The 24,013-nt window shown below is 62.9% G+C and carries 15 protein-coding genes; 5 read left to right on the forward strand and 10 right to left on the reverse strand.

Annotation, left to right across the window (positions count from 1 at the left end; all coding sequences use genetic code 11):
• Window positions 1–78: 78 nt before the first annotated feature.
• The 4 genes from ugpC to WN982_RS16055 form a co-directional block, all read right to left on the reverse strand.
• Window positions 79–1,194, reverse strand: coding sequence for a sn-glycerol-3-phosphate ABC transporter ATP-binding protein UgpC (gene ugpC, locus WN982_RS16040; RefSeq protein ID WP_341312917.1), 1,116 nt, complete (start codon window positions 1,192–1,194; stop codon window positions 79–81).
• Window positions 1,195–1,368: 174 nt separating this feature from the next.
• Window positions 1,369–2,226, reverse strand: coding sequence for a carbohydrate ABC transporter permease (locus WN982_RS16045; RefSeq protein WP_341312918.1), 858 nt, complete (start codon window positions 2,224–2,226; stop codon window positions 1,369–1,371).
• Window positions 2,216–3,157, reverse strand: a complete 942-nt coding sequence (locus WN982_RS16050; protein WP_341312919.1) for a sugar ABC transporter permease — start codon at window positions 3,155–3,157, stop codon at window positions 2,216–2,218. Before WN982_RS16050 ends, WN982_RS16045 begins: the two co-directional genes overlap by 11 nt.
• 178 nt (window positions 3,158–3,335) lie before the next feature.
• Window positions 3,336–4,583: an ABC transporter substrate-binding protein gene (locus WN982_RS16055; protein WP_341312920.1), complete on the reverse strand. Its 1,248-nt coding sequence runs from the start codon at window positions 4,581–4,583 to the stop codon at window positions 3,336–3,338.
• Between the two features lie 563 nt (window positions 4,584–5,146).
• Here WN982_RS16055 and zwf point away from each other — a divergent pair.
• The 3 genes from zwf to WN982_RS16070 all read left to right on the forward strand — a co-directional run bounded on the left by zwf (window position 5,147) and on the right by WN982_RS16070 (window position 9,422).
• A complete protein-coding gene (gene zwf, locus WN982_RS16060) occupies window positions 5,147–6,610 on the forward strand; it encodes a glucose-6-phosphate dehydrogenase (protein ID WP_341312921.1) in 1,464 nt (487 codons plus the stop codon).
• Between the two features lie 180 nt (window positions 6,611–6,790).
• Window positions 6,791–7,528, forward strand: a complete 738-nt coding sequence (pgl, locus tag WN982_RS16065; RefSeq protein WP_341312922.1) for a 6-phosphogluconolactonase — start codon at window positions 6,791–6,793, stop codon at window positions 7,526–7,528.
• Window positions 7,506–9,422 carry a bifunctional transcriptional regulator/glucokinase gene (locus tag WN982_RS16070; protein WP_341312923.1) on the forward strand — a complete coding sequence of 639 codons (1,917 nt, stop codon included), beginning with the start codon at window positions 7,506–7,508 and terminating at the stop codon, window positions 9,420–9,422. The genes pgl and WN982_RS16070 overlap by 23 nt, the downstream gene beginning before the upstream one ends.
• A 984-nt stretch (window positions 9,423–10,406) precedes the next feature.
• Here the strand turns inward: WN982_RS16070 and WN982_RS16075 are convergent.
• From WN982_RS16075 to apbC, 5 genes are all read right to left on the reverse strand, one after another.
• Complete coding sequence (locus WN982_RS16075; protein ID WP_341315812.1) at window positions 10,407–11,138, reverse strand: lysozyme inhibitor LprI family protein; 732 nt, start codon at window positions 11,136–11,138, stop codon at window positions 10,407–10,409.
• Window positions 11,139–11,140: 2 nt separating this feature from the next.
• Window positions 11,141–13,426 (reverse strand): arginine/lysine/ornithine decarboxylase, encoded by a 2,286-nt coding sequence (locus WN982_RS16080; RefSeq protein ID WP_341312924.1) that lies wholly within the window; start codon window positions 13,424–13,426, stop codon window positions 11,141–11,143.
• 84 nt (window positions 13,427–13,510) lie between these two features.
• Entirely contained in the window at window positions 13,511–14,080 is a 570-nt protein-coding gene (gene dcd / locus WN982_RS16085) for a dCTP deaminase (protein WP_341312925.1), read from the reverse strand.
• 294 nt (window positions 14,081–14,374) lie between these two features.
• Window positions 14,375–14,908: a superoxide dismutase family protein gene (locus tag WN982_RS16090; RefSeq protein WP_341312926.1), complete on the reverse strand. Its 534-nt coding sequence runs from the start codon at window positions 14,906–14,908 to the stop codon at window positions 14,375–14,377.
• Window positions 14,909–15,028: 120 nt separating this feature from the next.
• Window positions 15,029–16,117, reverse strand: coding sequence for an iron-sulfur cluster carrier protein ApbC (apbC, locus tag WN982_RS16095; RefSeq protein ID WP_341312927.1), 1,089 nt, complete (start codon window positions 16,115–16,117; stop codon window positions 15,029–15,031).
• Window positions 16,118–16,457: 340 nt separating this feature from the next.
• On the opposite strand from apbC, the gene WN982_RS16100 reads away from it, so the two are divergent.
• Both WN982_RS16100 and metG read left to right on the forward strand, forming a co-directional pair.
• Window positions 16,458–17,111 carry an OmpA family protein gene (locus WN982_RS16100; RefSeq protein ID WP_341312928.1) on the forward strand — a complete coding sequence of 218 codons (654 nt, stop codon included), beginning with the start codon at window positions 16,458–16,460 and terminating at the stop codon, window positions 17,109–17,111.
• Window positions 17,112–17,471: 360 nt separating this feature from the next.
• The gene (gene metG, locus WN982_RS16105; RefSeq protein ID WP_341312929.1) at window positions 17,472–19,604 is read left to right on the forward strand and encodes a methionine--tRNA ligase; all 2,133 of its coding nucleotides are present in this window, start codon (window positions 17,472–17,474) and stop codon (window positions 19,602–19,604) included.
• A 93-nt stretch (window positions 19,605–19,697) separates the two neighbouring features.
• Here metG and WN982_RS16110 read toward each other — a convergent pair whose 3' ends face one another.
• Entirely contained in the window at window positions 19,698–24,005 is a 4,308-nt protein-coding gene (locus WN982_RS16110) for a translocation/assembly module TamB domain-containing protein (protein ID WP_341312930.1), read from the reverse strand.
• Window positions 24,006–24,013: the final 8 nt, after the last annotated feature.

Genomic DNA, 24,013 nt, shown 5'->3' on the forward strand with positions numbered 1-24,013 from the left:
CAACCAAAGAAAAAGCCCCACACGTCTCACAACGCATGGGGCTTTTTCAAACCGGACCGCCTGGCTAACCAGCCGCCGTCAGGCAAGCCGCTCTTCGTTGGCAGGATCGAACAGCACCGCCTTCGACGCATCGAACAACAACGTCGTATTCGTCAACGGCTGCGGATTCGAAGCCGGGTGCACGCGGCTCACAATACGCTTGCCGTTAACCTGCGCGAACACCAGGGTGTCCGGGCCGGTCGGTTCGATCACATCGACCTTCACTTCAATCGGCTGCAACTTCGCATGGTCACCGTGCGCGCCGCGCGCGTCGGTGATCCGCTCCGGCCGCAAGCCAAGGACCACTTCGCGCCCAAGGTGCGACTTCACCTTCGCGGAATCGAAAGGCAGAGTCAATACATTGCGCGCCACGCCCGTATCCAGCTCGAGGCCGACGCCCGCGCCCTGCTCCACCAGCTTGCCCTGAATGAAGTTCATCGGCGGCGCGCCGATGAAGCCGGCCACGAACAGATTCGACGGCGAGTCATAGATTTCCTGCGGTGCGCCGAACTGCTGGACGATGCCGTCTTTCATCACCGCGATCCGGTCGCCGAGCGTCATCGCTTCGATCTGATCGTGCGTCACGTAGACGATCGTCGTGCCGAGGCGTTGATGCAGCAGCTTGATTTCCGAACGCATTTCGATGCGCAGTTTCGCGTCGAGGTTCGACAGCGGTTCGTCGAACAGGAACATCACCGGATCGCGCGCCAATGCACGGCCCATCGCCACACGCTGACGCTGGCCGCCGGACAGCTGACCCGGTTTGCGGTCCAGCAGATGCGTGATCTGCAGCGTGTTCGACACGCGATCGACGATCTGCGTCTGTTCGCCCTTCGGCACCTTGCGGATGTTCAGCCCGAACGAGATGTTCTCGCGCACCGTCATGGACGGATACAGCGCGTACGACTGGAACACCATCGCGATGTCGCGATCTTTCGGCGACAGGTTGTTGACCGTCTTGCCGTCGATCTGGATCTCGCCCTTGGTTACGGTTTCGAGGCCGGCGATCATGTTGAGCAGCGTCGACTTCCCGCAGCCCGAGCCGCCGACGAGAATCAGGAACTGGCCGTCTTCGATGTCGATGTTGACACCCTTCAGAACCGGCACCCCATTCGGGTAAGTCTTGTACACGTCACGGATGGAAAGGCTTGCCATGCTGTGAATCCTCTTGTCTCTGTTACTGCTTGAAAGCGCCCCCAAACCTGGCACTTCGCGCCAGGCCCCCCCGAGGGGGCTGAGAAAACTTGGGGCGGCCCGGCGTTTTCTCAGGAACGTCTTGTCGGATGGCGGCGGCGCTTCCCCATGAAGCCCCCGCCGCGCTCGGATGGTTTAGCCCTTGACCGCGCCCGCCGTCAGGCCGCGCACGAAATAGCGTCCGGCGACGATGTAGACGAGCAAGGTCGGGAAGGCGGCGATGATCGCGCCGGCCATGTCCACGTTGTATTCCTTCACGCCGGTCGAGGTGTTCACGAGGTTGTTCAGCGCCACCGTAATCGGCATCGAATCGACGCCGGAGAACACAATCCCGAACAGGAAGTCATTCCAGATCTGCGTGAATTGCCAGATCAGGCACACCATGAAAATCGGCAGCGACACCGGCAGCAGAATCTTCGTGAAGATCGTGAAGAAACCGGCGCCGTCGATCCGCGCGGCCTTCACGAGTTCAGCCGGAACGCTCACGTAGAAGTTGCGGAAGAACATCGTGGTGAAAGCGATACCGTAGATCACATGCACCACCACCAGACCGGTTATCGAATTCGACAGGCCGAGGAAGCCTTCGAAGCGCGCCATCGGCAGCAGGATGGCCTGGAACGGAATGAAGCAGCCGACCAGAATCATCGTGAAGATCGGATCTGCGCCGCGGAAACGCCAGTGCGTGAGGACATACCCGTTGAACGCGCCGATGATCGACGAGATCAGCACGGCTGGAATCACCATGCGCACCGAGTTCATGAAGAACGGCTGCATGCCGTCGCAACGCACGCCCGTACAGGCACCGCTCCATGCCTTGATCCATGGGTCGATGGTCCAGTGAGTCGGCGGCGTCAGCAGGTTGCCGGTGCGCAACTGGTCGATATCCTTGAACGACGTGGACAGCATCACGTACAGCGGAAACAGGAAATACAGGGCAAACAGAATCAAGGCCGCATAAATGACGGCACGACTGATCGTCATCTTAGGCTGCATTGCGTGTGCTCCTCGATTCCAGATACATCAGCGGCACGAGCACGGCCACAACGGTAGCGAGCATCATCATCGACGATGCCGCGCCGACGCCCAGCTGCCCGCGGTTGAACGAAAACGTGTACATGAAAATGGCCGGCAGCGACGACGACGTACCCGGGCCGCCCGCCGTCAACGCGACGACCAGGTCGAAGGTCTTGATCGTGATGTGGCAGAGAATCAGCAGCACGGAGAAGAACACCGGGCGCATGCTCGGAATCACGATCTTGCGATAGATGGTGGGCAGACTCGCTCCGTCCATCTGCGCTGCCTTGAAGATTTCAGCATCGACGCCGCGCAGGCCAGCCAGGAACAGCGCCATCACGAAGCCGGTGGATTGCCACACGGCCGCGACCACGACGCAGAAAATCGCCTTGTCGGGGTCGCCGAGCCAGCTGAACGAAAAGCTCGTCCAGCCCCAGTCGTGGAACACTTTTTCGAGGCCGACGCTCGGCGTCATGATCCATTGCCATGCGGTACCCGTCACGATGAACGACAGCGCCATCGGGTACAGGAACACGGCGCGCAGCGCGCCTTCATTGCGGATCTGCTGATCGAGCAGAATGGCGAGGAACAATCCCAGGCCGATACAGATACCGATGAACGGAATACCGAACCAGCCGAGGTTCGCAGCCGAGGTCCAGAACACGTCGTTATCGAACAGTTCGCGATAACGATCGAGACCGACAAATTCATAACGCGGCATCAGTCGCGAATTGGACAACGACAGAAAGCCGGTAATGGCGATGAAGCCGTACACAAAGATCAGACTGATCACGACGCTGGGTGCGAGCACCAGCTTCGGAATCCAGCGATCGGCAAGGGCCGCCATCGGCGACGCGCGGCGGGTCACGGAGGCCGTGTTTTTCCCGTTTCCGCTGATAGAAGCAGTCACTACTCGACTCCTGCTGAAACTGTACCGCCGGGGCACTCACGCCTGGAAAACGCGAGGCCGGAACGGCATAGGTGTGACTCTATGAAACCAAGGGCGGAGCCGCTGCAACACGCGGCTTGAAGAGCGCGCCCGGAGTCCTCCAACTGAACAACCGGGCGCGCCGCTTCACTTACCTCACTTACTTGGTCTTCGCTGCCTTCGCGAGCGCTGCAACTGCGCTCTTCGAATCTTGCTGCGAGTTCATGAACTTCGTGACCACGTCCGAGATCGCGCCGGCTGCTGCATCCGGTTGCGCCATGCCGTGTGCCAACGAAGGCACGTATCCGCCCGACTTGATCGCCACCTGTTCATCCGCGTACGACTTCTTCGCGCAGTCGTCGAACTTGGCCATCGACACGCCCAGACGAACCGGGATCGAACCCTTGTTCAGGCTGAACTGCTCCTGGAAGTCCGGCGACATGATCGTCTTGGCCAGCGCGACTTGACCCGGCGTTGCTGACTTCTCGCCCTTCTGCTGGAAGAACACGAACGAGTCGACGTTGAACGTATAAGCCTTTTCCGTGCCCGGAACAGCAGCGCAGATGTAGTCCGAGCCCGCCTTCTTGGTGGCGTTGGCGAACTCGCCCTTAGCCCAGTCGCCCATGAACTGCATGCCTGCCTTGCCGTTGATGACCATCGCCGTTGCCAGGTTCCAGTCACGGCCGGTGCGGCCCGCGTCGAAGTAACCCTGGATCTTGCGGACCGTGTCGAACACGCCGACCATCTTGTCCGACGTCAGCGTCTTTTCGTCGAGGTCGACCAGCGCCTTCCTGTAAAAGTCAGAGCCTTGCGACAGCACCACGTCTTCCCACAGCGTCAGGTCTTGCCACGGCTGGCCGCCCATCGCGATCGGCTGGATGCCGGCCGCCTTCATCTTGTCGGCCACGGCGAAGAATTCAGGCCACGTGGTCGGCGCCTTGCCGCCTGCCTTGTCCAGCGCCGCCTTGTTGATGTACAGCCAGTTCACGCGGTGCACCGAGAACGGTGCGCCGACGTAGTGACCGTCCGCGTGCATGATCTTGTCGATTTCCGGCGGAAGGTTCTTCTTCCAGTCGCCGGCAGCCGTGTCGATCGGCACCAGCACGCCTTGCTGTGCCCAGTCCTGGATCAGCGGACCCTTGATCTGCGCGGCGCTCGGCGCGTTGCCCGAGATCACCTGCGTCTTGAGTGCCGTCATGGCAGCCGCACCTGCGCCGCCAGCCACCGCGAAGTCCTTCCACGTGTAACCCTGCTTCGTCATGTCGTCCTTAAGGACGCCGACGGCTTTCGATTCGCCGCCCGAAGTCCACCAGTGCAACACTTCGACCGACTCGGCGGCCTGCACGGCCGACACGCCACACATCAGACCCGCGGCGCACAAAGCGCCCATGATCGCGCGAAATTTCATTGCTTATCTCCTCCAGACACCTGAACAAAAAACAAATGGCCCCTGATGTCGCCAGGGTGCTGTGGTTGGTTCAAACAGGCAAAACACTGGGCGATCGAGCACGGTCGGGCGCATGCGTGAAGCATGTGCCGGCGGACCGGAGTTCGGCCGCTGGAAGCTCAAGAGATGAGTGGTTCGGGATGCAACTGACTGTCTCCTCTTTTGATTTTTGCCTGCCCGCGTCGCGCGCGGCAGACTCGAGGTGCCTCGCACGTTAACCCTGACAACCCGCCTGAGAGATCACCTAAATTGCCTGGCAACCGCCTTGCCAGCCGCTCAGCCGTCCGGCTTTCCGTAAGGGCCGCCGGGGCATGCTGGCACGTGCTGACACGGAATGTCCGTTAACATGCAGGGGACGCCTGCCGATTCGGGAAAACGCGCATCTTGCCTAACTGCGCACGCTTTTTTCATCGAATTAGCGCTACCTCTTGATTTGGATTGTAGTTAAACTACAATTCAGTGTCAAAAAAAATTTTATCGGACTACGGTCGCCCCGCGCGGCCCCAGGATATCGACGGAGACTCATGCAAACCGACTCAAGTTTCACCTTCGTTCTCTTCGGCGGAACCGGCGATCTGTCGATGCGCAAGATCCTGCCGGCGTTGTTTGAAGCACACCGCGCGGGCGGCATGCTGGCCGACAGCGGCAAGATCGTGGCGGTGGCGCGGCATGCGGCTGATCGTGACGGCTACATCGAATGGGTCAATGAGCACGTCAAGCCGCACGTCTCCAAAAAAGGTGTGGATGAGACCGCGTGGGCCAGCTTCCTGCAGCGCATCGAGTATGTGAAGCTCGACCTGGGCAAGCCGGAAGACTTCGTGCTGCTGCGCGACGCCGTCAGTCAGCATCCCGGCATCCGCGTGTTCTATCTGGCAACGGGTCCGTCGCTGTTCGTGCCGATCTGCCGCGCATTGGCGTCGGTGGGGCTGAACGAGAATGCACGCATCGTGCTGGAAAAGCCGCTCGGCTACGACCTGAAGTCGTCCAACGCAATTAATGATGCGGTCGGCGAAATCTTCGCTGAAGAACAGATCTACCGGATCGACCACTACCTCGGTAAAGAGCCGGTGCAGAACCTGCTTGCGCTGCGCTTCGGCAACGCGCTGTTCGAGCCGCTGTGGCGCCGCGAGTGGGTCGAGAGCATCCAGATCACGATCGCCGAGGAACTCGGTGTCGAAGCGCGCGGCGACTTCTATGACAACACCGGCGCATTGCGCGACATGGTGCAGAACCATTTGCTGCAACTGCTTTCGATCGTTGCGATGGAACCGCCCCACTCGATGGACTCGGATTCGGTACGCGACGAAAAGCTGCGTGTGCTGCGCGCGTTGAAGCCGATCGATCCGAGCGAAATCAGCAAGGTCGCGGTACGGGGCCAGTATCATGCCGGCGTGATTCGCGGCAACTCGGTGCCGGCCTACGCGACCGAGCCGGGCGTGAAGCCGGACAGCACGACCGAAACCTTCGTTGCAGTGAAAGTGGAAATCGAAAACTGGCGCTGGGCCGGCGTGCCGTTCTTCCTGCGCACCGGCAAGCGCCTGGCGGATCGCGTCGCCGAGATCGTGGTGAATTTTCGTCCGGTGCCGCATTCGGCATTGGGTGCATCCGCACTGCGCGGCGGTGCGAACCGTCTTGTGATCCGCTTGCAGCCGAACGAAACCATTCGCCTCTACTGCCTCGCGAAGCAGCCGGGCGAAGGCATGAATCTCGCCAGCGTCCACCTCGACCTCGCGTTCGACCAGTTCTTCCGCGAAGGACAGATGGAGGCATATCAGCGTTTGCTGCTGGACGTGATCCATGGGCGCCTCGCGCTGTTTGTGCGGCGCGACGAGCAGGAAGCCGCATGGCGCTGGGTCGAACCGATCCTCAACGAATGGGCGGCCTCGAACAAGCCGCCCAAGCCGTACGCATCCGGCACCTGGGGACCGGCGGCCGCGAGCGCGATGCTGGCGCAGCACGACACCTGCTGGCTCGAAGAAGAGAATTGAAACACGGCGATGTGCTGTGCTCGATCGAACGCAACACATCGCCCGTAAGACCCACCGACGAACTGAACGGAATGGCGCCGGTATCACGAGGGCGCCCGCGAGTCATCCCCTTCGCAGGCGCCGTGTGAGAGCAACGTGGCACATTCCGCAGACCTAACAAGAAAGCAGCACGGAGGAGAAGTGATCGAGCTTCACGCTTTCGACGATCAACGCGCCCAATCCGACGCGTTGGCGAAAGCGGTTGGCGACGCGTTACATGCGTCGCTCGCCGCACAGGCGGCCGCGTCCGGTACCGGCACGTCCGCTACCGGCACGTCCATTACCGGCGCGCGCCCGGCAACGCTTGCAGTGTCCGGCGGCACCAGTCCGCGTCCGTTCCTGCAGACGCTGTCCGCGCAATCCTTCGACTGGGCACGCATCGCCGTGACGCTGGTCGACGACCGCTGGGTGCCGGAAACGGACAGCGCAAGCAATGCACAACTCGTGCGCGACACGCTGCTGCAGAACGCCGCAAAAAACGCCGCGTTCTGGCCGCTGGCCGACACCACGCAAGACCTGAACGCGCACATTGCCGCGCTGAACGCCGACCCGCGCTTTAGCGCCGTGCCGGACGTCGCGATTCTCGGCATGGGCGAAGACGGCCACACCGCGTCGATTTTCGCGGATGCGCCCGAATGGGATCACGCGATCACCACGACCGAACGCTTCGTTGCCGTGCATCCCGGCAACGCACCGCATGCGCGTGTGAGCTGGTCGTTGTCCGCGTTGAAAGAAGTGAAGCACCTGTTTCTGCTGATCGCCGGACCGCGCAAGCTGGACGTGCTCAATGCCGCCGCCGCTGCGCCACAAAAAAATGCCATCTCGAAGTTGGCAAACGACAAGGGAGTGAGACTCGATGTCTACTGGTGTGCAAACTAAGGCTGTTCCGGGCGCGGGCCAGCACGCCGATGGACCGAGGCTGCTGGCCGACATCGGCGGCACGAATGCGCGCTTCGCGCTCGAGACCGGCCCGGGTGAGATCACGTCCGTGCAGGTCTATCCGTGCGCGGACTATCCGGGCGTCACCGACGTTATCAAGAAGTACCTGAAAGATACAAAGATCGGCCGCGTGAATCACGCGGCGATTGCGATTGCGAACCCGGTCGACGGCGATCAGGTGAGCATGACGAACCACGACTGGAGCTTTTCGATCGAAGCGACGCGCCGCGCGCTCGGCTTCGACACGCTGCTGGTGGTGAACGACTTTACCGCGCTGGCGATGGCGCTGCCCGGCCTGACCGATACGCAGCGCGTGCAGGTGGGTGGCGGCAGCCGCCGGCCGAACAGCGTGATCGGCCTGCTCGGCCCGGGCACCGGCATGGGCGTCTCGGGCCTGATTCCCGCCGACGACCGCTGGATCGCGCTCGGCAGCGAAGGCGGCCACGCCACGTTCGCGCCGGCCGACGAACGCGAAGACATCGTGCTGCACTATGCGCGCAAGAAGTGGTCGCACGTATCGTTCGAACGCGTGGCCGCAGGCCCCGGGATCGAAGTGATCTACCGTGCGCTGGCGGGCCGCGACAAGAAGCGCGTGGCTGCGAGCGTCGATACGGGCGAGGTCGTTAAGCGCGCGCTGGAAGGTGAGCCGCTGGCGGCGGAGTCCGTCGATGTGTTCTGCGGGATTCTCGGCACGTTCGCGGGCAACATCGCGGTGACGCTCGGTGCGCTGGGCGGGATCTACATTGGCGGCGGCGTCGTGCCGCGGCTAGGCGAATTCTTCGCGCGCTCGTCGTTTCGCAAGCGCTTCGAAGCGAAGGGCCGCTTCGAGGCGTATTTGCAGAACGTGCCGACCTACGTGATTACCGCTGAATATCCGGCGTTTCTCGGCGTCTCGGCGATTCTTGCGGAGCAGTTGTCGAACCGTGCGGGCGGCAGCTCGTCGGCCGTGTTCGAGCGGATTCGCCAGATGCGCGATGCGTTGACGCCGGCCGAGCGCCGCGTGGCCGATCTCGCGTTGAATCATCCGCGCTCGATCATCAATGATCCGATTGTCGATATTGCCCGCAAGGCGGATGTGAGTCAGCCGACGGTGATCCGCTTTTGCCGCTCACTCGGCTGTCAGGGGTTATCGGATTTCAAGCTGAAGCTGGCGACGGGCTTGACCGGCACGATTCCGGTGAGTCATAGCCAGGTGCACCTTGGCGATACCGCGACGGACTTCGGTGCGAAGGTGCTCGACAACACCGTGTCGGCGATTTTGCAGTTGCGTGAGCATTTGAACTTCGAGCACGTCGAACGGGCGATCGATCTGTTGAACGGCGCGCGGCGGATCGAGTTCTATGGACTCGGCAATTCGAACATCGTCGCGCAGGATGCGCATTACAAGTTTTTCCGGTTTGGTATTCCGACTATTGCCTACGGCGATTTGTATATGCAGGCTGCGTCGGCTGCTTTGCTGGGCAAAGGTGATGTGATTGTTGCGGTGTCGAAGTCAGGGCGTGCGCCTGAGCTACTGCGTGTTCTGGATGTGGCCATGCAGGCGGGAGCCAAGGTGATTGCTATTACTTCCAGCAATACGCCGTTGGCCAAGCGGGCCACTGTCGCTTTGGAGACCGATCACATTGAAATTCGCGAGTCGCAGTTGTCGATGATTTCGCGGATTTTGCATCTTGTGATGATTGATATTCTTGCCGTCGGCGTCGCTATTCGGCGCGCTGTGCCTAGCGCGGATGTGGCTGAGACTGTGGCTAAGGCGCGGCAGGGGGCGGATGATGATGCTACCGCTGTGCTCGATTGGCTGAGCCATGGGGCGGCTTCTTCGGCTCGGGACTAGGTTTTTTTTGGGCCTTCGCGGCGGCATTGGTTGTTTGCCTACGGCGTTGGCCTTTGCCTGGTTTTTTTGCCTGCGTGGCGCTTGTTTCTGTGTGCTTGCGGCGGTGGCCTTTCCTTGATTTCTTAGTGGTCTATTAGCGTCGCCCCTGTGCGGGGCAGGCACTTACTTTCTTTGCCGCCGCAAAGAAAGTAAGCAAAGAAAGCGGCTTCACACCGCTAATTCTTAAGCGGGTCCCCTGGCCTGGAGGAGGCAGTGGAGCATCTGGAATCGGTGTTCTCGCACACTCCGCGCTAGTGACAAGGCAGTCATACTTCCGGCGGCGCTGCGCGCGCCGACGCGGTACTTCATCAAACCGCTCGCCAATTTCGCGTCAACGTTTTGCCCCGGCGCGGTGGCTTACCCTCGCATTCCCTATGTCTCGCCGAGGCGCTCGCGTTTTGCCCGGCACATTGACCCGCCGTTGCATTGCCAATCTTCATTGTCGTACCGGCTCTTCGCTTTGCGTGATGGCCCACACTCGCACATTCGAGCGCTTCGCCGAGGCGGAGCCGATGACCCCCGCCGAACCAAAGTGAAACAACTGGTTTCCCTGGCAGACCGTTTCGGCGAGCACGCAGTGCGAGGCGGGAAGGATGATGCCGGAGGCGCATACGCCCCATCGGTTTTGAGAAGTACCGCCACGGCGCGCGTAGCGCCGCCGGAAGTATGACTGCCTTGTCACCAGGGCTGAATGTGCGAGGACACCGATTCCAGATGCTCCACTGCCTCCTCCAAGCCAGGGGACCCGCTTAAGAATTAGCGGTGTGAAGCCGCTTTCTTTGCTTACTTTCTTTGCGGCGGCAAAGAAAGTAAGTGCCTGCCCCGCACAGGGGCGACGCTAATAAACCAATAACAAATCAAGGAAAGGCCACCGCCGCAGGCACACAGACACAAGCGCCGCACAGGCAAGGAGACTAAAGCAAAGACCACCGCCGCATGGCGAATTCAATCATTCCCAACTGTCTCCGACAACCGCTTAACCGTCGCGACCCTCGCACCAATAACATCGATGCGGCCACGCTCATCAATCAACGGCGTTGTAGCATCGAGATACGCCATCCACGCCTTCTGCGCGCGCACGAGCGTAGGACGCAAATGCGCAGGCATCTTCACCTGCAAGCGACGATAATAACGATTCAAATCGAACATCGCATGTTCGCAATGCGCGTCCGCAGTACAGGCACGCAGACGACGCGGCGCGTCGGCGCCAGAACCCGCCTTAGCCACCGCGCTCCGCAACGCGAGCGCCCGATCCCGCACCGGCTGCAACTGCATATCGGCCTCGGCCAGCACATACATCGAGCCATGCGTCGTCGCGAACACTGCCGCCAGCAGTTGCTTCTCAGCATCGCGTGAGGCCTGCCAGCGCGCCTGGCTCTTTTCCCACTGCTTGCGCTGCGCGGGTGACAACTTCGGCTGAAGCTGCTGCCACGCGTTGTCCAACGCGGCCTTCCAACCGATCCGCGCGTTGTCCATGCACTGCACCTGCCCCGCCGTCGACGACATGTCGCTACGCGCAAGACACGTACGCATCGCCGCGTCAATCGGATCGGCGGCGGCTACTTCGGCGTGCGCCGCGAGCGGCACCGTGCCGAGCACCGCCATCGACGCCAGCGCCAGCGCGGAAACCGCGCGACGCCAGCCGTCAATCGCAAGCAGGAACTTCGCCATCCGCATCGTCAGGCGCGCACGCAATCGACGAAGTATTCGATGCGCCCGTTGATGGTTTCGCCGACAAGCCCGTGGATGTCCGTATGGAAACCCGGGAAGCGCTCGTTGAATTCGCGCGCGAAACGCAAATAGTTGACGATGGTCCTGTTGAAGCGCTCGCCCGGAATCAGCAACGGAATGCCCGGCGGATACGGCGTCAACAGAATCGACGTGACGCGGCCTTCGAGTTCGTCGATCGGTACCCGGTCGATCTCGCGGTGCGCGAGCTTGGCGAACGCATCGGACGGCTTCATCGCCGGTTCCATGCTCGACAGGTACATCTCGGTCGTCAGACGCGCGATGTCGTTCGCACGGTAGACGCTGTGGATCTGCTCGCACAGATCGCGCAAGCCGACGCGCTCGTACATCGGATGATGCGAGACGAACTCGGGCAGCACGCGCCACAGCGGCTGGTTGTTGTCGTAGTCGTCCTTGAACTGCTGGAGTTCAGTGACCATCGAGTTCCAGCGGCCCTTGGTGATGCCGATCGTGAACATGATGAAGAACGAATACAGCCCCGTCTTCTCGACGATGATGCCGTGCTCGGCCAGATACTTCGTGACGATCGCGGCCGGAATGCCGGACTCGCCGAAGCCGCCGTCCATATCCAGACCCGGCGTGACGATGGTCGCCTTGATGGGGTCGAGCATGTTGAAGCCTTCGGCGAGCGGGCCGAAACCGTGCCACGGGTCGTTCGGGCGCAGCATCCAGTCTTCGCGTGAGCCGATGCCTTCTTCGGCGAACTGGTCCGGGCCCCACACCTTGAAGAACCAGTCGTCGCCGTATTCGGCGTCGACCTTGCTCATCGCGCGGCGGAAATCGAGCGCTTCGGCGATCGACTCTTCGACCAGCGCGGTGCCGCCCGGCGCTTCCATCATCGCGGCAGCCACGTCGCACGACGCGATGATCGCGTACTGCGGGCTGGTCGACGTGTGCATCAGATACGCCTCGTTAAAGCGATGCTTGTCGAAGCGGCTGTTCTTCGAATCCTGCACGACGATCTGCGACGCCTGCGAAATGCCGGCCAGCAGCTTGTGCGTGGAGTGCGTGGCGAACACCAGCGCGCCGATGCGCGGACGGCCCGCGCCGATCGCATGCATGTCCTGATAGAACTCGTGGAACTCCGCGTGCGGCAGCCAGGCTTCGTCGAAGTGCAGCGTGTCGAGCCAATCACCGAGCATTTCCTTGATCATCTCGACGTTGTAGATCACGCCGTCATACGTGCTCTGCGTGATGGTCAGGATGCGCGGCTTGAGATTCGGGTTTTTCGCGAGCGCTTCGCGGGCAAACGGATTCGCCTCGATCTTCTTGCGGATGTTTTCCGGCTCGAATTCGCTGCGCGGAATCGGGCCGATGATGCCGAAATTGTTGCGCGTCGGCGTGAGGAACACCGGAATCGCGCCGGTCATCGTGATCGCGTGCAGGATCGACTTGTGGCAGTTGCGGTCCACCAGCACGATGTCGCCGGGTGCGACCGTGCCGTGCCAGACGATCTTGTTCGAGGTCGACGTGCCGTTGGTCACGAAGAACACGTGGTCGGCGCTGAAAATGCGCGCGGCGTTGCGCTCGGACGCGGCAACCGGGCCGGTATGGTCGAGCAGCTGGCCGAGTTCGTCGACGGCGTTGCACACGTCGGCACGCAGCATGTTTTCGCCGAAGAACTGGTGGAACATCTGGCCGAGCGGGCTCTTCAGGAACGCGACGCCGCCCGAGTGCCCCGGGCAATGCCACGAATAGGAGCCTTCATCCGCGTACTGCACCAGTTCCTTGAAGAACGGCGGCGCGAGCGAATCCAGATACACCTTGGTCTCGCGGATGATGTGGCGCGCGACAAACTCCGGCGTGTCCTCGAACATGTGGATGAAGCCGTGCAACTCGCGCAGGATGTCGTTCGGCAGATGGCGCGAAGTGCGCGTTTCGCCGTACAGGAAGATCGGAATATCGGCGTTGCGGCGGCGCACTTCGGTCACGAACGCGCGCAACGCAATGATCGCGGCAGCCAGCTCCGGCGTTTCGCCTTCCACCACCACGTTATCGACGTACGGCAGCAGTTCGTCGTCGTCGATGGACAGGATGAAGCACGACGCGCGGCTCGACTGCTGCGCGAACGAAGTCAGATCGCCATAGCTCGTCAACCCGAGCACTTCCGCGCCTTCTTTCTCGATTGCTTCGGCCAAAGCCCGGATGCCGGAACCCGAGATGTTCTCGGAGCGGAAATCTTCGTCGATGATGACGACGGGAAAACGAAACTTCATGGGCGATTCTCCAAAAAGAACGACCGCTGCTTTCGACCAGGCAGCGGTCACCCGAATAGCTGGTGGGTCAGTGCGCTGCCGACGTCACGTCTTGGGCAACGTGACGCCGTGCTGACCTTGATATTTGCCGCCGCGATCCGCGTACGACGTTTCACAAATCTCGTCGCTTTCGAAAAACAGCACCTGGGCGACGCCTTCGTTCGCGTAGATTTTCGCAGGCAAAGGTGTCGTATTTGAGAATTCGAGCGTGACGTGGCCTTCCCATTCCGGTTCGAACGGCGTCACGTTGACGATGATCCCGCAACGCGCATACGTGGATTTGCCCAGACACACGGTCAACACGCTGCGCGGAATGCGGAAATACTCGACCGTGCGGGCCAGCGCGAACGAATTCGGCGGGATGATGCAGACGTCGCCCTTGAAGTCGACAAACGACTTCTCGTCGAAATTCTTCGGATCGACGATGGTCGAGTTGATGTTGGTGAAGATCTTGAATTCGTCGGCGCAGCGAATGTCGTAGCCGTAGCTCGATGTGCCGTAGCTGACGATCTTCCGGCCGTCTTCGGAGACGCGGATCTGATCGGGCGCGAACGGCTCAATCATGTTGTGCGACGCGGCCATGCGCCGGATCCACTTGTCGGATTTGATGGTCATAGGTAAACGCTGCTCGACGTGGGTGACAGATGTGTGACGGGTAACAAACCGGTAATTACCGGGCAACTGCGGGTGACGGACCGCGGAGCGCTGTTGAGGCAGGCGCCCCGGCTACGCGCCCCGGGCCAGGCGCCCCCAACGAAAGCCGCTTATTTTACGCGATTGAGAGAATGCTGCCGCGGGTGTGGCCTGATAGCGGCCCGATTCGTGTCCGGAGCCTGCCGCCGGGCGGCGGAACGGCCATCCGCGCGCCAGCGATGCAAGCGGCATGCATGACTGACGCTCATAGGCGCGTCATTGACGGATCAACCCGCATGCGAGCGCGGGGCCTGCGCCATGTTGCGGATAGGCATAGGGATCCGTGGCGTCGTGATGCAGCAGTACGGCGCGTTGCAACACCGACCGGATGCCGTCGAGCGACACATCCGGCGCGACGATGAAGCCGGTGGCCACGCCGTTCGCGTCCGCGTGAATATTGCCGAGGTCGCCCTCGGCCCGCGCACCCGCCTTCAGGCGCTCAGCGGCCGGCGAGAACACCTGGCCGGCGCTGGAGCCGTCGGCGGCGTTGCAGTCGCCGCGTTCATGCACTTGCAAGGCATGGTCGCTATTGGGCGGCAAGCCCGTCAGGTTATAGGTGACCTGCACGCCGTCCGAGCGCTCGATAAACGTCACGAGCCCGCGCGCCTGGTTGCCCACAGTGGGCAGCAACTGCGCGTCGGCGCGCTTTTCCTGTGGTCTCAGGAAGGCGCTGCAGCCGCATAACAGCACACTGCTGGCAGCCAGGACAATGAACGCATGCACCGCCTGCCCGTCGATTCGTTTTCCCATGCGATCCTCTTGTCGGCCTGGCGGCCGCCCCTGCGGCCGCCGAGCCGAACTTGTGAAGCCGACATGATACCGCGAGAGCAGGCGCAAATTGACGCCTTGCGCCCCCGTCCGAACGACTGCTCAGGTGTTCTGCACGACGATGTTGGGAAACTTCGACGTCATATCGCGAGCCCGCTCGGCGATATGGACCGCGACCTTGCGCGCAATCGACCGATAGATCTCCGCGATGCGCCCTTCGGGGTCGGCCACGACGGTCGGCCGGCCCGAGTCGGCCTGCTCGCGAATCGCAATATCGAGCGGCAGGCTGCCGAGCACCTCGACGCCGTAATCCTTCGCCATCCGCTCGCCGCCGCCCGCGCCGAAGATATGCTCTTCGTGGCCGCAATTCGAGCAGATATGCATGCCCATGTTCTCGACGATACCGAGGATCGGAATGCCGACCTTCTCGAACATCTTGAGGCCCTTCTTGGCGTCGAGCAGCGCGATGTCCTGCGGCGTCGTGACGATCACGGCGCCCGTCACCGGCACGCGCTGCGACAAGGTCAGCTGAATGTCGCCGGTGCCCGGCGGCATGTCGACGATCAGATAGTCGAGATCTTCCCAATTGGTCTGCCGCAGCAGCTGTTCGAGCGCGGAGGTCGCCATCGGGCCGCGCCATACCATCGGATTGTCCTGCTCGATCAGAAAACCGATCGAGTTGGCTTGCATGCCGTGACCGGTCATCGGGCTCATCGACTTGCCGTCGGGCGACTCCGGGCGGCCAACGATACCCAGCATCATCGGCAACGACGGGCCGTAGATGTCGGCATCCAGCACGCCGACCGATGCGCCTTCGCTCGCCAGCGCCAGCGCCAGGTTCACGGCGGTCGTGCTCTTGCCGACCCCGCCTTTGCCCGATGCCACCGCGACGATATTTTTAACGTTCGGCAATAGTTTTACGCCACGTTGCACTGTATGCGCAGCGATTTGCTGAGACACCTGGACGCGCGCGTCGACGACGCCAGGCACGGCTCGCAGCGCATCCGCGAACTGCGTGCGGATGGCTTCGAACTGGCGCGCGGCCGGATAGCCGAGTACCACGTCGACGCTAACCGTGTCACCCTCCACAGCCACGTTCTTGATGTTCTTGGCGGCCGCGTACGGTCGGCCGGTATTGGGGTCAGCGACGGCCGCGAGGGCAGCGTCGACCAAAGCCCGATCGATACTCATTGACACTCCGTGGGGAACACTTGCGGCGCGGCAGAATCGAAGCCTCGGCCACACGCCGGAATTTGAAAGAAATTGTTAGACAGGATTGCGAAAACCAGGTATGCCGGGCACCCTTCGGGCAGGCGGAACGCCATGGGGTCGCATCGCTGCGCACTTCTGTCATCATTGTAGTGGTTGGCGCCAAGCCTTGCCGGAAGACCCTTCTGAGCTGTCGGACCGGACTGAGAAGGGCCCAGGATTCCGCGGTTGTCGTGCTGGCCGTTTTTACTAGCGCAACTCTCGCCGCTTATAGTTGGCGCTAATCGCTGCTTTACTCGCTTCACTCAAGAGAGGAATCAAAATGAATGCAAAAATCATGACTCGCCTGGCTGTCTTCGCCGTCGCCGGTTCGTTGCTGGCAGGCTGCGCGACCCAGCAGGGCACTAACACGGCAGTCGGCACGGGCGTAGGCGCCGGTACCGGCGCGGCAATCGGCGCGATCTTCGGCGGTGGCAAGGGCGCGGCAATCGGCGCGGGGGTCGGCGCTGCGGTCGGCGGTATCACCGGCTATAACTGGCAAGCCATTCACAACAAGCTGTCGGGCGCCACCAAGGGCACCGGCACGCAGATCACCGAGCAGCCGGACGGCTCGCTCAAGCTGAACATCCCGAGTTCGGTCACCTTCGACACCAACAGCTACGCGGTCAAGCCATCGTTCGCGCCGGTGCTGGATCAGCTGACGCAGACCATGACCCAGAATCCGGAACTGATCGCCCAGGTGGTCGGCCACACGGATAGCACGGGCCAGCCGGCTTACAACCAGACGCTGTCGGTCAACCGCGCGGAAAGCGTGACGGGCTACCTGGCCCAACGCGGCGTGGCGCCGCAGCGCCTGTCGGCACAAGGCATGGGCCAGAACCAGCCGATCGCCGACAACAACACCGAAGCCGGCCGCGCGGCAAACCGTCGCGTGGAAATCTATCTGCGCGCTACGGCTCAGCACACAACGCAATAAGAACAAGGCTCGAGGGGGCTGAATCAGCCGGGCGCCGGGCCCTTTTACGCTTAATCGGCCGGCGTCCGGAGCGCCGTAGAAATCTGACGAAGGCAGTTCTCAAGCGAGTTCGAAAAAAATTTCGAACTCTGCCGAAAATCCGCTGTCTGTCTCTACGGTACGTGGCTGGCTATGCCGCCGCGTCACCATTCTCCTCTTGTCGTTGTTGCTCCGGGGTTAATAGCCCCGGTTTTTTTTGGGCGCCCGGTTTATATAACTTCGCCCCCAACTCTGCCGGCAGCCGCGACCCAGCCTGCCCGCGCCGCGCGCCTGCCCTGCTAGAATCAACCTTTCGTCCCACCGCAGGCTCCCACCATCCTTATGTCAGCACCCGCAACCGATCTCTCCGCAGGCGCGCCGTCGGGCCGTCGCCAGATTCTCGTCACGTCTGCCCTTCCGTATGCGAACGGGCAAATCCATATCGGCCATCTGGTCGAATATATCCAGACGGATATCTGGGTCCGGACGTTGCGAATGCACGGGCACGAGGTCTATTACGTGGGCGCCGACGACACGCACGGCACGCCGATCATGCTGCGCGCGGAAAAAGAAGGTCTGACGCCGAAGCAGCTGATCGACCGCGTCTGGCAAGAGCACACGCGCGATTTCGACAGCTTCGGGATTTCGTTCGACAATTACTACTCGACCGATTCCGAGGAAAACCGCGTCCAGAGCGAATCGATCTACATGGCGCTCAAAGAAGCCGGTCTGATCGAGGCGCGCGACATCGAACAGGCGTATGACCCCGTCAAGGAAATGTTCCTGCCGGATCGCTTCATCAAGGGCGAATGCCCGAAGTGCGGCGCGAAAGACCAGTACGGCGACAGCTGTGAAGTATGCGGATCGACTTACCAGCCGACCGAGCTGATCAATCCGTATTCGGTCGTCTCGGGCGCCACGCCGATTCGCAAGACCTCGACGCACTACTTCTTCCGCCTGTCCGATCCGCGCTGCGAGAATTTCCTGCGCGCGTGGGTGGGCGGTCTGGCGCAACCGGAAGCGACCAACAAGATGCGCGAATGGCTCGGCGACGCCGGCGAAGCCAGGCTCGCCGATTGGGACATCTCGCGCGACGCGCCGTATTTCGGCTTCGAAATTCCGGGCGCGCCGGGCAAGTATTTCTATGTGTGGCTGGACGCGCCGGTCGGCTATTACGCGAGCTTCAAGAATCTTGCCGACAAGCGCGGCCTCGATTTCGACGCCTGGGTTCGCAAGGGTTCGACAGCCGAGCAGTACCACTTCATCGGCAAAGACATTCTGTATTTCCACACGCTGTTCTGGCCGGCCATGCTCGAGTTTTCGGGCCACCGCACGCCGACCAACGTGTTCGCGCACGGCTTCCTGACGGTGGACGGCGCGAAAATGTCGAAGTCGCGCGGCACCTTCATCACGGCGCAAAGCGTGATCGACACCGGCCTGAACCCGGAATGGCTGCGCTATTACTTCGCGGCCAAGCTGAACAGCACGATGGAAGACCTCGACCTGAACCTCGACGACTTCCAGGCGCGCGTGAACAGCGATCTGGTCGGCAAGTACGTGAACATCGCGAGCCGCGCGGCAGGTTTCCTGATCAAGCGTTTCGACGGCCGCGTGCAGGACAGCGCAATGCAGCACCCGCTGCTCGCCACGCTACGCGCCGCCGTGCCGCAGATCGCCGCGAACTACGAAGCGCGCGAATACAACCGCGCGCTGCGCCAGACCATGGAACTGGCCGACACGGTCAATGCCTACGTCGACACCGCCAAGCCGTGGGATCAGGCGAAAGACCCTGCCAACGCGGTTGCGCTGCATGAGACGTGCAGCGTGAGCGTCGAGGCGTTCCGTCTGCTGTCGCTGGCGTTGAAGCCGGTGTTGCCGAAGCTGGCCGAAGCGGTCGAAGGCTTCCTCGGCATCGAGCCGCTGGTGTGGGCCGACGCACATGTGCCGTTGAGTTCGGCGCGTCCAATCAACGCGTACAAGCACCTGATGACGCGCGTCGATCCGAAGCAGATCGAAGCGCTGCTGGCGGCCAATCGCGATTCGCTGCAAGCCACGCCGGAAGCCGGCGTGCCGGCTGACGCGAAGACCAAGTCGAAAGCGAAAGCAGCCCCCGCCGACAAGGACGAAACGTCCGACGTCATCTCGATCGACGACTTCGCCAAGATCGATTTGCGCGTCGCGAAGATCGTCGACTGCAAGGCGGTCGAGGGGTCGGACAAGCTGTTGCAACTGACGCTCGACATTGGCGAAGAGAAAACGCGCAACGTGTTCTCGGGCATCAAGTCGGCGTATCAGCCGGAGCAACTGGTCGGCAAGCTGACGGTGATGGTCGCGAATCTCGCGCCGCGCAAAATGAAGTTTGGCCTGTCCGAAGGGATGGTGCTGGCGGCATCGGCCACTGATGAGAAAGCGGAACCTGGCCTGTACGTGCTCGAACCGGACAGCGGCGCGAAGCCGGGCATGCGCGTGAAGTAAAAAGCGCGGCGTCGAACGCTTCAGCCTCAAACAAAAACGGCACGCTGTAACAGGCGTGCCGTTTTTTATGCCGTTGTTTTGCTTAATCCACCATCACCACCGGATCCGGTCGTAGCGCCGTGTGTAAAGCAGAGCGATACCGTCGAACGTGCCGCCGTAGGCCGCAACCGACCAATACCGCGTCAGGTTGACCGTCGCCTTGATCGCATTGCTCGCCGACTGCAGCCCCTGCTCGTAGCCGATCACGAGCCACTCGTTGATCGCCTTCGACACCATCACCACCTGGGGGTCGGTCAGCCCGACTTCGCTTCGGCCAATCGAAAACTCGTCGAGCCCGACAGTCTGCGCGATCCGTTTGCCGCTCGCGCTGCCGAGCAACGCAAGCGCGGTCGTCATGGTGCTTTGCTGACCGAGGTTATTACCCTGATCCGTGCCATGGCCGAACAGCAGCCAGGAGAGCTTTTCGTTGTCCGGCACGTTCGGCTCCGACACCAGCTTCGCGACCGGAGTCTGGATCGTGCCCGTTACCTGCACGCCCGCCTCGACCTGCTGATTGCGGCGCATCGCAAGGATGTTGATGCCTGGATTGGCCACCGGTCCGTTGAACGTGAAGAAGCCGTTTTCGATACCGAGCTTGCGGCCGAACGCGGTGTAGGTCGAACCAGGCGTCACGCGAACATTGCCGACGGCGCGCAGCGGCAGATTCGGTGCGCTCAATGCGGTAATCGTGCCGGTCAGGCCCAGGTCCGCGCCTTGGCCGCGAAAGCGGAAGTTGTTGCCGAGACTGATGTCGATGTTGGCGCGCGGCGCGAACGGGCCGATCGGCTTGTCGGTGCCGGCCACCGGGGCCGGCCGCTCGCCCGCCACCGTGCCGTCCGGGCGCACCACCACCACGTCGTCGCCGAGCTTCGGCGCGGACTGCTCCGGCATGTCGAACAGCGCGTGATCGACCGCGAACTTGCCGTTGATCGCCATGCCGCCCTGCGGCCCCGCGTTCGCGACGCTCGCGCTGCCTGACAGCGACAAGTTGCGGTCGGGTGCGGCAAACAGTTCCAGCTTGTCGGCGACAATGCTGGCGCTCAGATCGGGCTGCGCGCTATCCAGGCGCACGCGGCCGGTCGCGCGCAACGTGCCGCTAGCGCCGTGAAATTCGACCTGCTGGAAGTCCACCAGATTTTCTGACAGCGCAATGCGCATCACCCCGTCTTTCAGTTGCACGCCCTGATCGACCATCGTCGCCGACAGCCCGTCGCCGAGCAGCGAGCCGGACAGATTCGGCCTGGCGACCGTGCCGCCGAGCGCGAGCTTGAGCGCGAGGTGGCCGTCGAGCAGATAGCTCGGGCCAAACAGGCCGCCGGTCGTTTTCAACGACGGCACGTTCGCGTTCACGTTGCCGTTCAGCGCGCCCTCTTCGTTGACGGCCAGGAAGCCGTCGCGCATCACCAGCGTGGTATGCGCGTCGGCCTCGATCACGCCGATCCGGCTGGCCTGCGCATGCACGGTGGCGTTGAGCCGGTTGCCGCCGCTGAATTCGGCGCGCGCGGTCATATCGGTAATGCCCAGCGACGCGAGGCCGCGGCCGATTTCGACCGTGACGTCGCCGCCGCGGCGCTTCAGCTGGATGTGGCCGCTCGCGGTACTGCCGAGCGCGAAGTCCCAGTCGCCGTCGAACACCAGATCGGTTTTGACGGCCGGCGGCGCGCCGGTGATCTCGCGCCGCAGGTCCTGCAAGCGCGCCAGCGAAATGCCGGTCAAGCTGCCCGCCGACTGGATTCTGCCGTGGTCGAGGACGAACGATTTGAGGTTCAGCACTGCGCCTTCGAGCGTGAGACGCGTCGCGCCCAAGGTGACGCGGTTCGGCCCGGCGCTGACGGCCAGCGGCGACTCGAGATTGAGCGCCGGCGTGCCGCGGTTTTGCAGGCGGCCGACGGTGCCGTCCCAGCGCGTGCCGTCGCGTGCTTCGGTCAGCTTGCCGTTGGCGGCGAGCGTCAGATCGAGCGGACGGTCCTGCAGCTTGCCGGTGGCCGCCGCCTCGAGCGTATGGTTCGCACGCGTGCCGGACAGGCGCGCCGTGAGCGTGGTCAGATCGACGCCGCCCGCGCTCAGATTGCGCGCGTCCGTGGTGAAGACGAGCGCGCCGTTCGCGCCGTCGCGCAGTTCGGCGTGGCCTTCCGCATGGCCGATCCGGTTGGTGCCGAACGTCACGCTGTCGGCCTTGTAGTTCAGCACGACGTTCGGATGCGCGAACGAGCCCGTAACGTCGCCATCCGCCGCGACGAGACCCGCGAGGCCGAAGCCGAGGCGCTCCAGTTGCGGCGCATCGACGCGAAACCGCAGCCGGTCGCCGCGGGCGCCGAAGCTGCCTTGCAGATCGACCTGGTTGCCGGCCACCGACAGATTCGCGCGGCTCGGCAGAATCCGCGAGCCGGCTAGCTGGACCGTGCCGCCACCGGTCAACGGCAGGTCATCGTAGACGCTCGGGCCCAGTTTGAATTCGGCCTTGGTGGTAAAGGTCGGACCGAGTACGCCGGCCGCCGTCAGCGTACCGGTCACACGCGCTTCGATCTTGCGGGCAGGTGGCGCGCCGCGCTTCGGCGGCGCTTTGTGTTGGATGGGCTTCGCGCTCACCGCGGCCCTGGCGGTGTTCTTTGCCGCGGCGGCAACTTTGTCGCCGGGCGCTGCGCTTTTCGCACCGGCCGTGCTTGCCGCGCCTGCCGTCCCTTGCGCGCCTTTGACATTGTTTGCCGGGCCAGTCTCCGGCGTGCGCGACGGCATTTGCGACGTCAGCGTCAGCGGATCGAAATCGGTCAGTTGCGCTTTCAGGTTGTAGGTGGAATTCGCGTCGTGCTTGAGCGCGCCGGATAGGTCGATACGGCCCTTGCCCGACGTGACGCGCACGTCGTTGAAGCTCATCCGCGCGGGATCGAACGTCACCTTGCCCTGGGCGCGCAACGCCGCTTTCGGGTCGGCGAGATCGAGGGTAATGCTCTGGACGTCGTCGTTCAGACGGATGCCGATGGGACCGGAAAGCTGCGTCGGCCGCACGGCCGCTTCGAGCGCGTTCAGATCGAGCCCGGCGACTTGCAGATCGAACTGACCGCGCTTGCCAGTCAGCGCGCCGCCGCCGGAAAGTGTGGCGCTCTTCACGAGCCGCACGTTCAGGTTGGAGATGCGCTGCGCCTGGGCGTCAAGGCGCACATCGGCGCGGGCGTCGATCACGGGCAGCAGGTCCTGGTCGATCGCGCCGGGTTTGGCGTTGACGATCGAAATCTGGCCGGCCACCGCGAATCCCGAGGCGGCTTTCGGCGACGCCTCGGTGTTGACGCCGCCTTTGCCGTTTTTGACCGCTGCGCTTGCTGCGCCGGAAGCGCCGGTGGAACTCGCCGCTGCATTCACACCGCTAGCCGCTGCCGCGCCCAACACCACCGCACCCGCCGCATCCCGCCCAACCGGCTGCAACTCTGCCCGCACCGCCAGATCGGCCAGCGGCGCGCCGGGCGCAAACGCCTGTGGGTTGACGTGATCGAAAGTGAGCGTCGCGCGTTGCAGCGGCACGTCCGCAAACGGCGTCGCCTCGATCTGCGCATGGCCGGCGAGCTTCATGCCGCTCGCATCCAGCTCGGCGACCAATGTTTCGAGCGAGCCGGTCAGATGCCCGCCGACCTGCACCGGCTCGTTGTTGACCTTGCCCGAATAGCCGATGTCGCCGGTCAGCGCAAACGGCCGCACACCGTCGAGCTTCGCCGCCGCGGTCACTGCGCCGAACGGCGTGTCGAGCCGGTCGACCGCGGCCTCGTGATGGCGCCCGTCGCTGCGGCCATGAAAGACGAAGCGGGACAACTCGGTAGTCGACGCGCCCTGGCGCAACAGCAGCTTCTCCACCTGCACGTCCCGGATGTCGAGTTGCAGCGGCAAACGCAAGTCTTGCGGCAGCGTCAGCGGTCCGCTGCTGGTCGACGACGAGCCCACCCGCGCGTCGATCGTACCGACATGCAGATAGTCGATCGCGAAGCGCCAGGGCTCGCCAGTGAGCGCCCAACGGCCGGCCGCGCGGTCGATCTGGATATCGGTGCCGCTGCCGTCGAGGCTGCGCCAGCGCACCTGGCGCAGTTGCACGCCGCGCGCGAGCGTGCCGCTTTCCAGCGTGCCCGTCAGCCTGCCGCCGAGCAGCTTGACGGCCGCGTGCCACGCATAGCCGGTGCCGCGCTCGGTTGTCAGCGCGCCGTACAGCAGGCCAATCGCCACCGCGACCAGCAGCACCAGCACCGCGACCGTCCACGCAAGCGTTTTCAACAGCAACCGCACGGGCCGGCGCTTAGGCGGCGGCGCAGAAGGTTGCTGCCCCGGCGGGTGATCGCCGGGCGGCTGCGCAGGTGGTTGAGCGGAAACGTCCGTGGTCATGCGTGGTT

The organism is Paraburkholderia sp. IMGN_8, assembly GCF_038050405.1.
GTDB lineage: Bacteria > Pseudomonadota > Gammaproteobacteria > Burkholderiales > Burkholderiaceae > Paraburkholderia.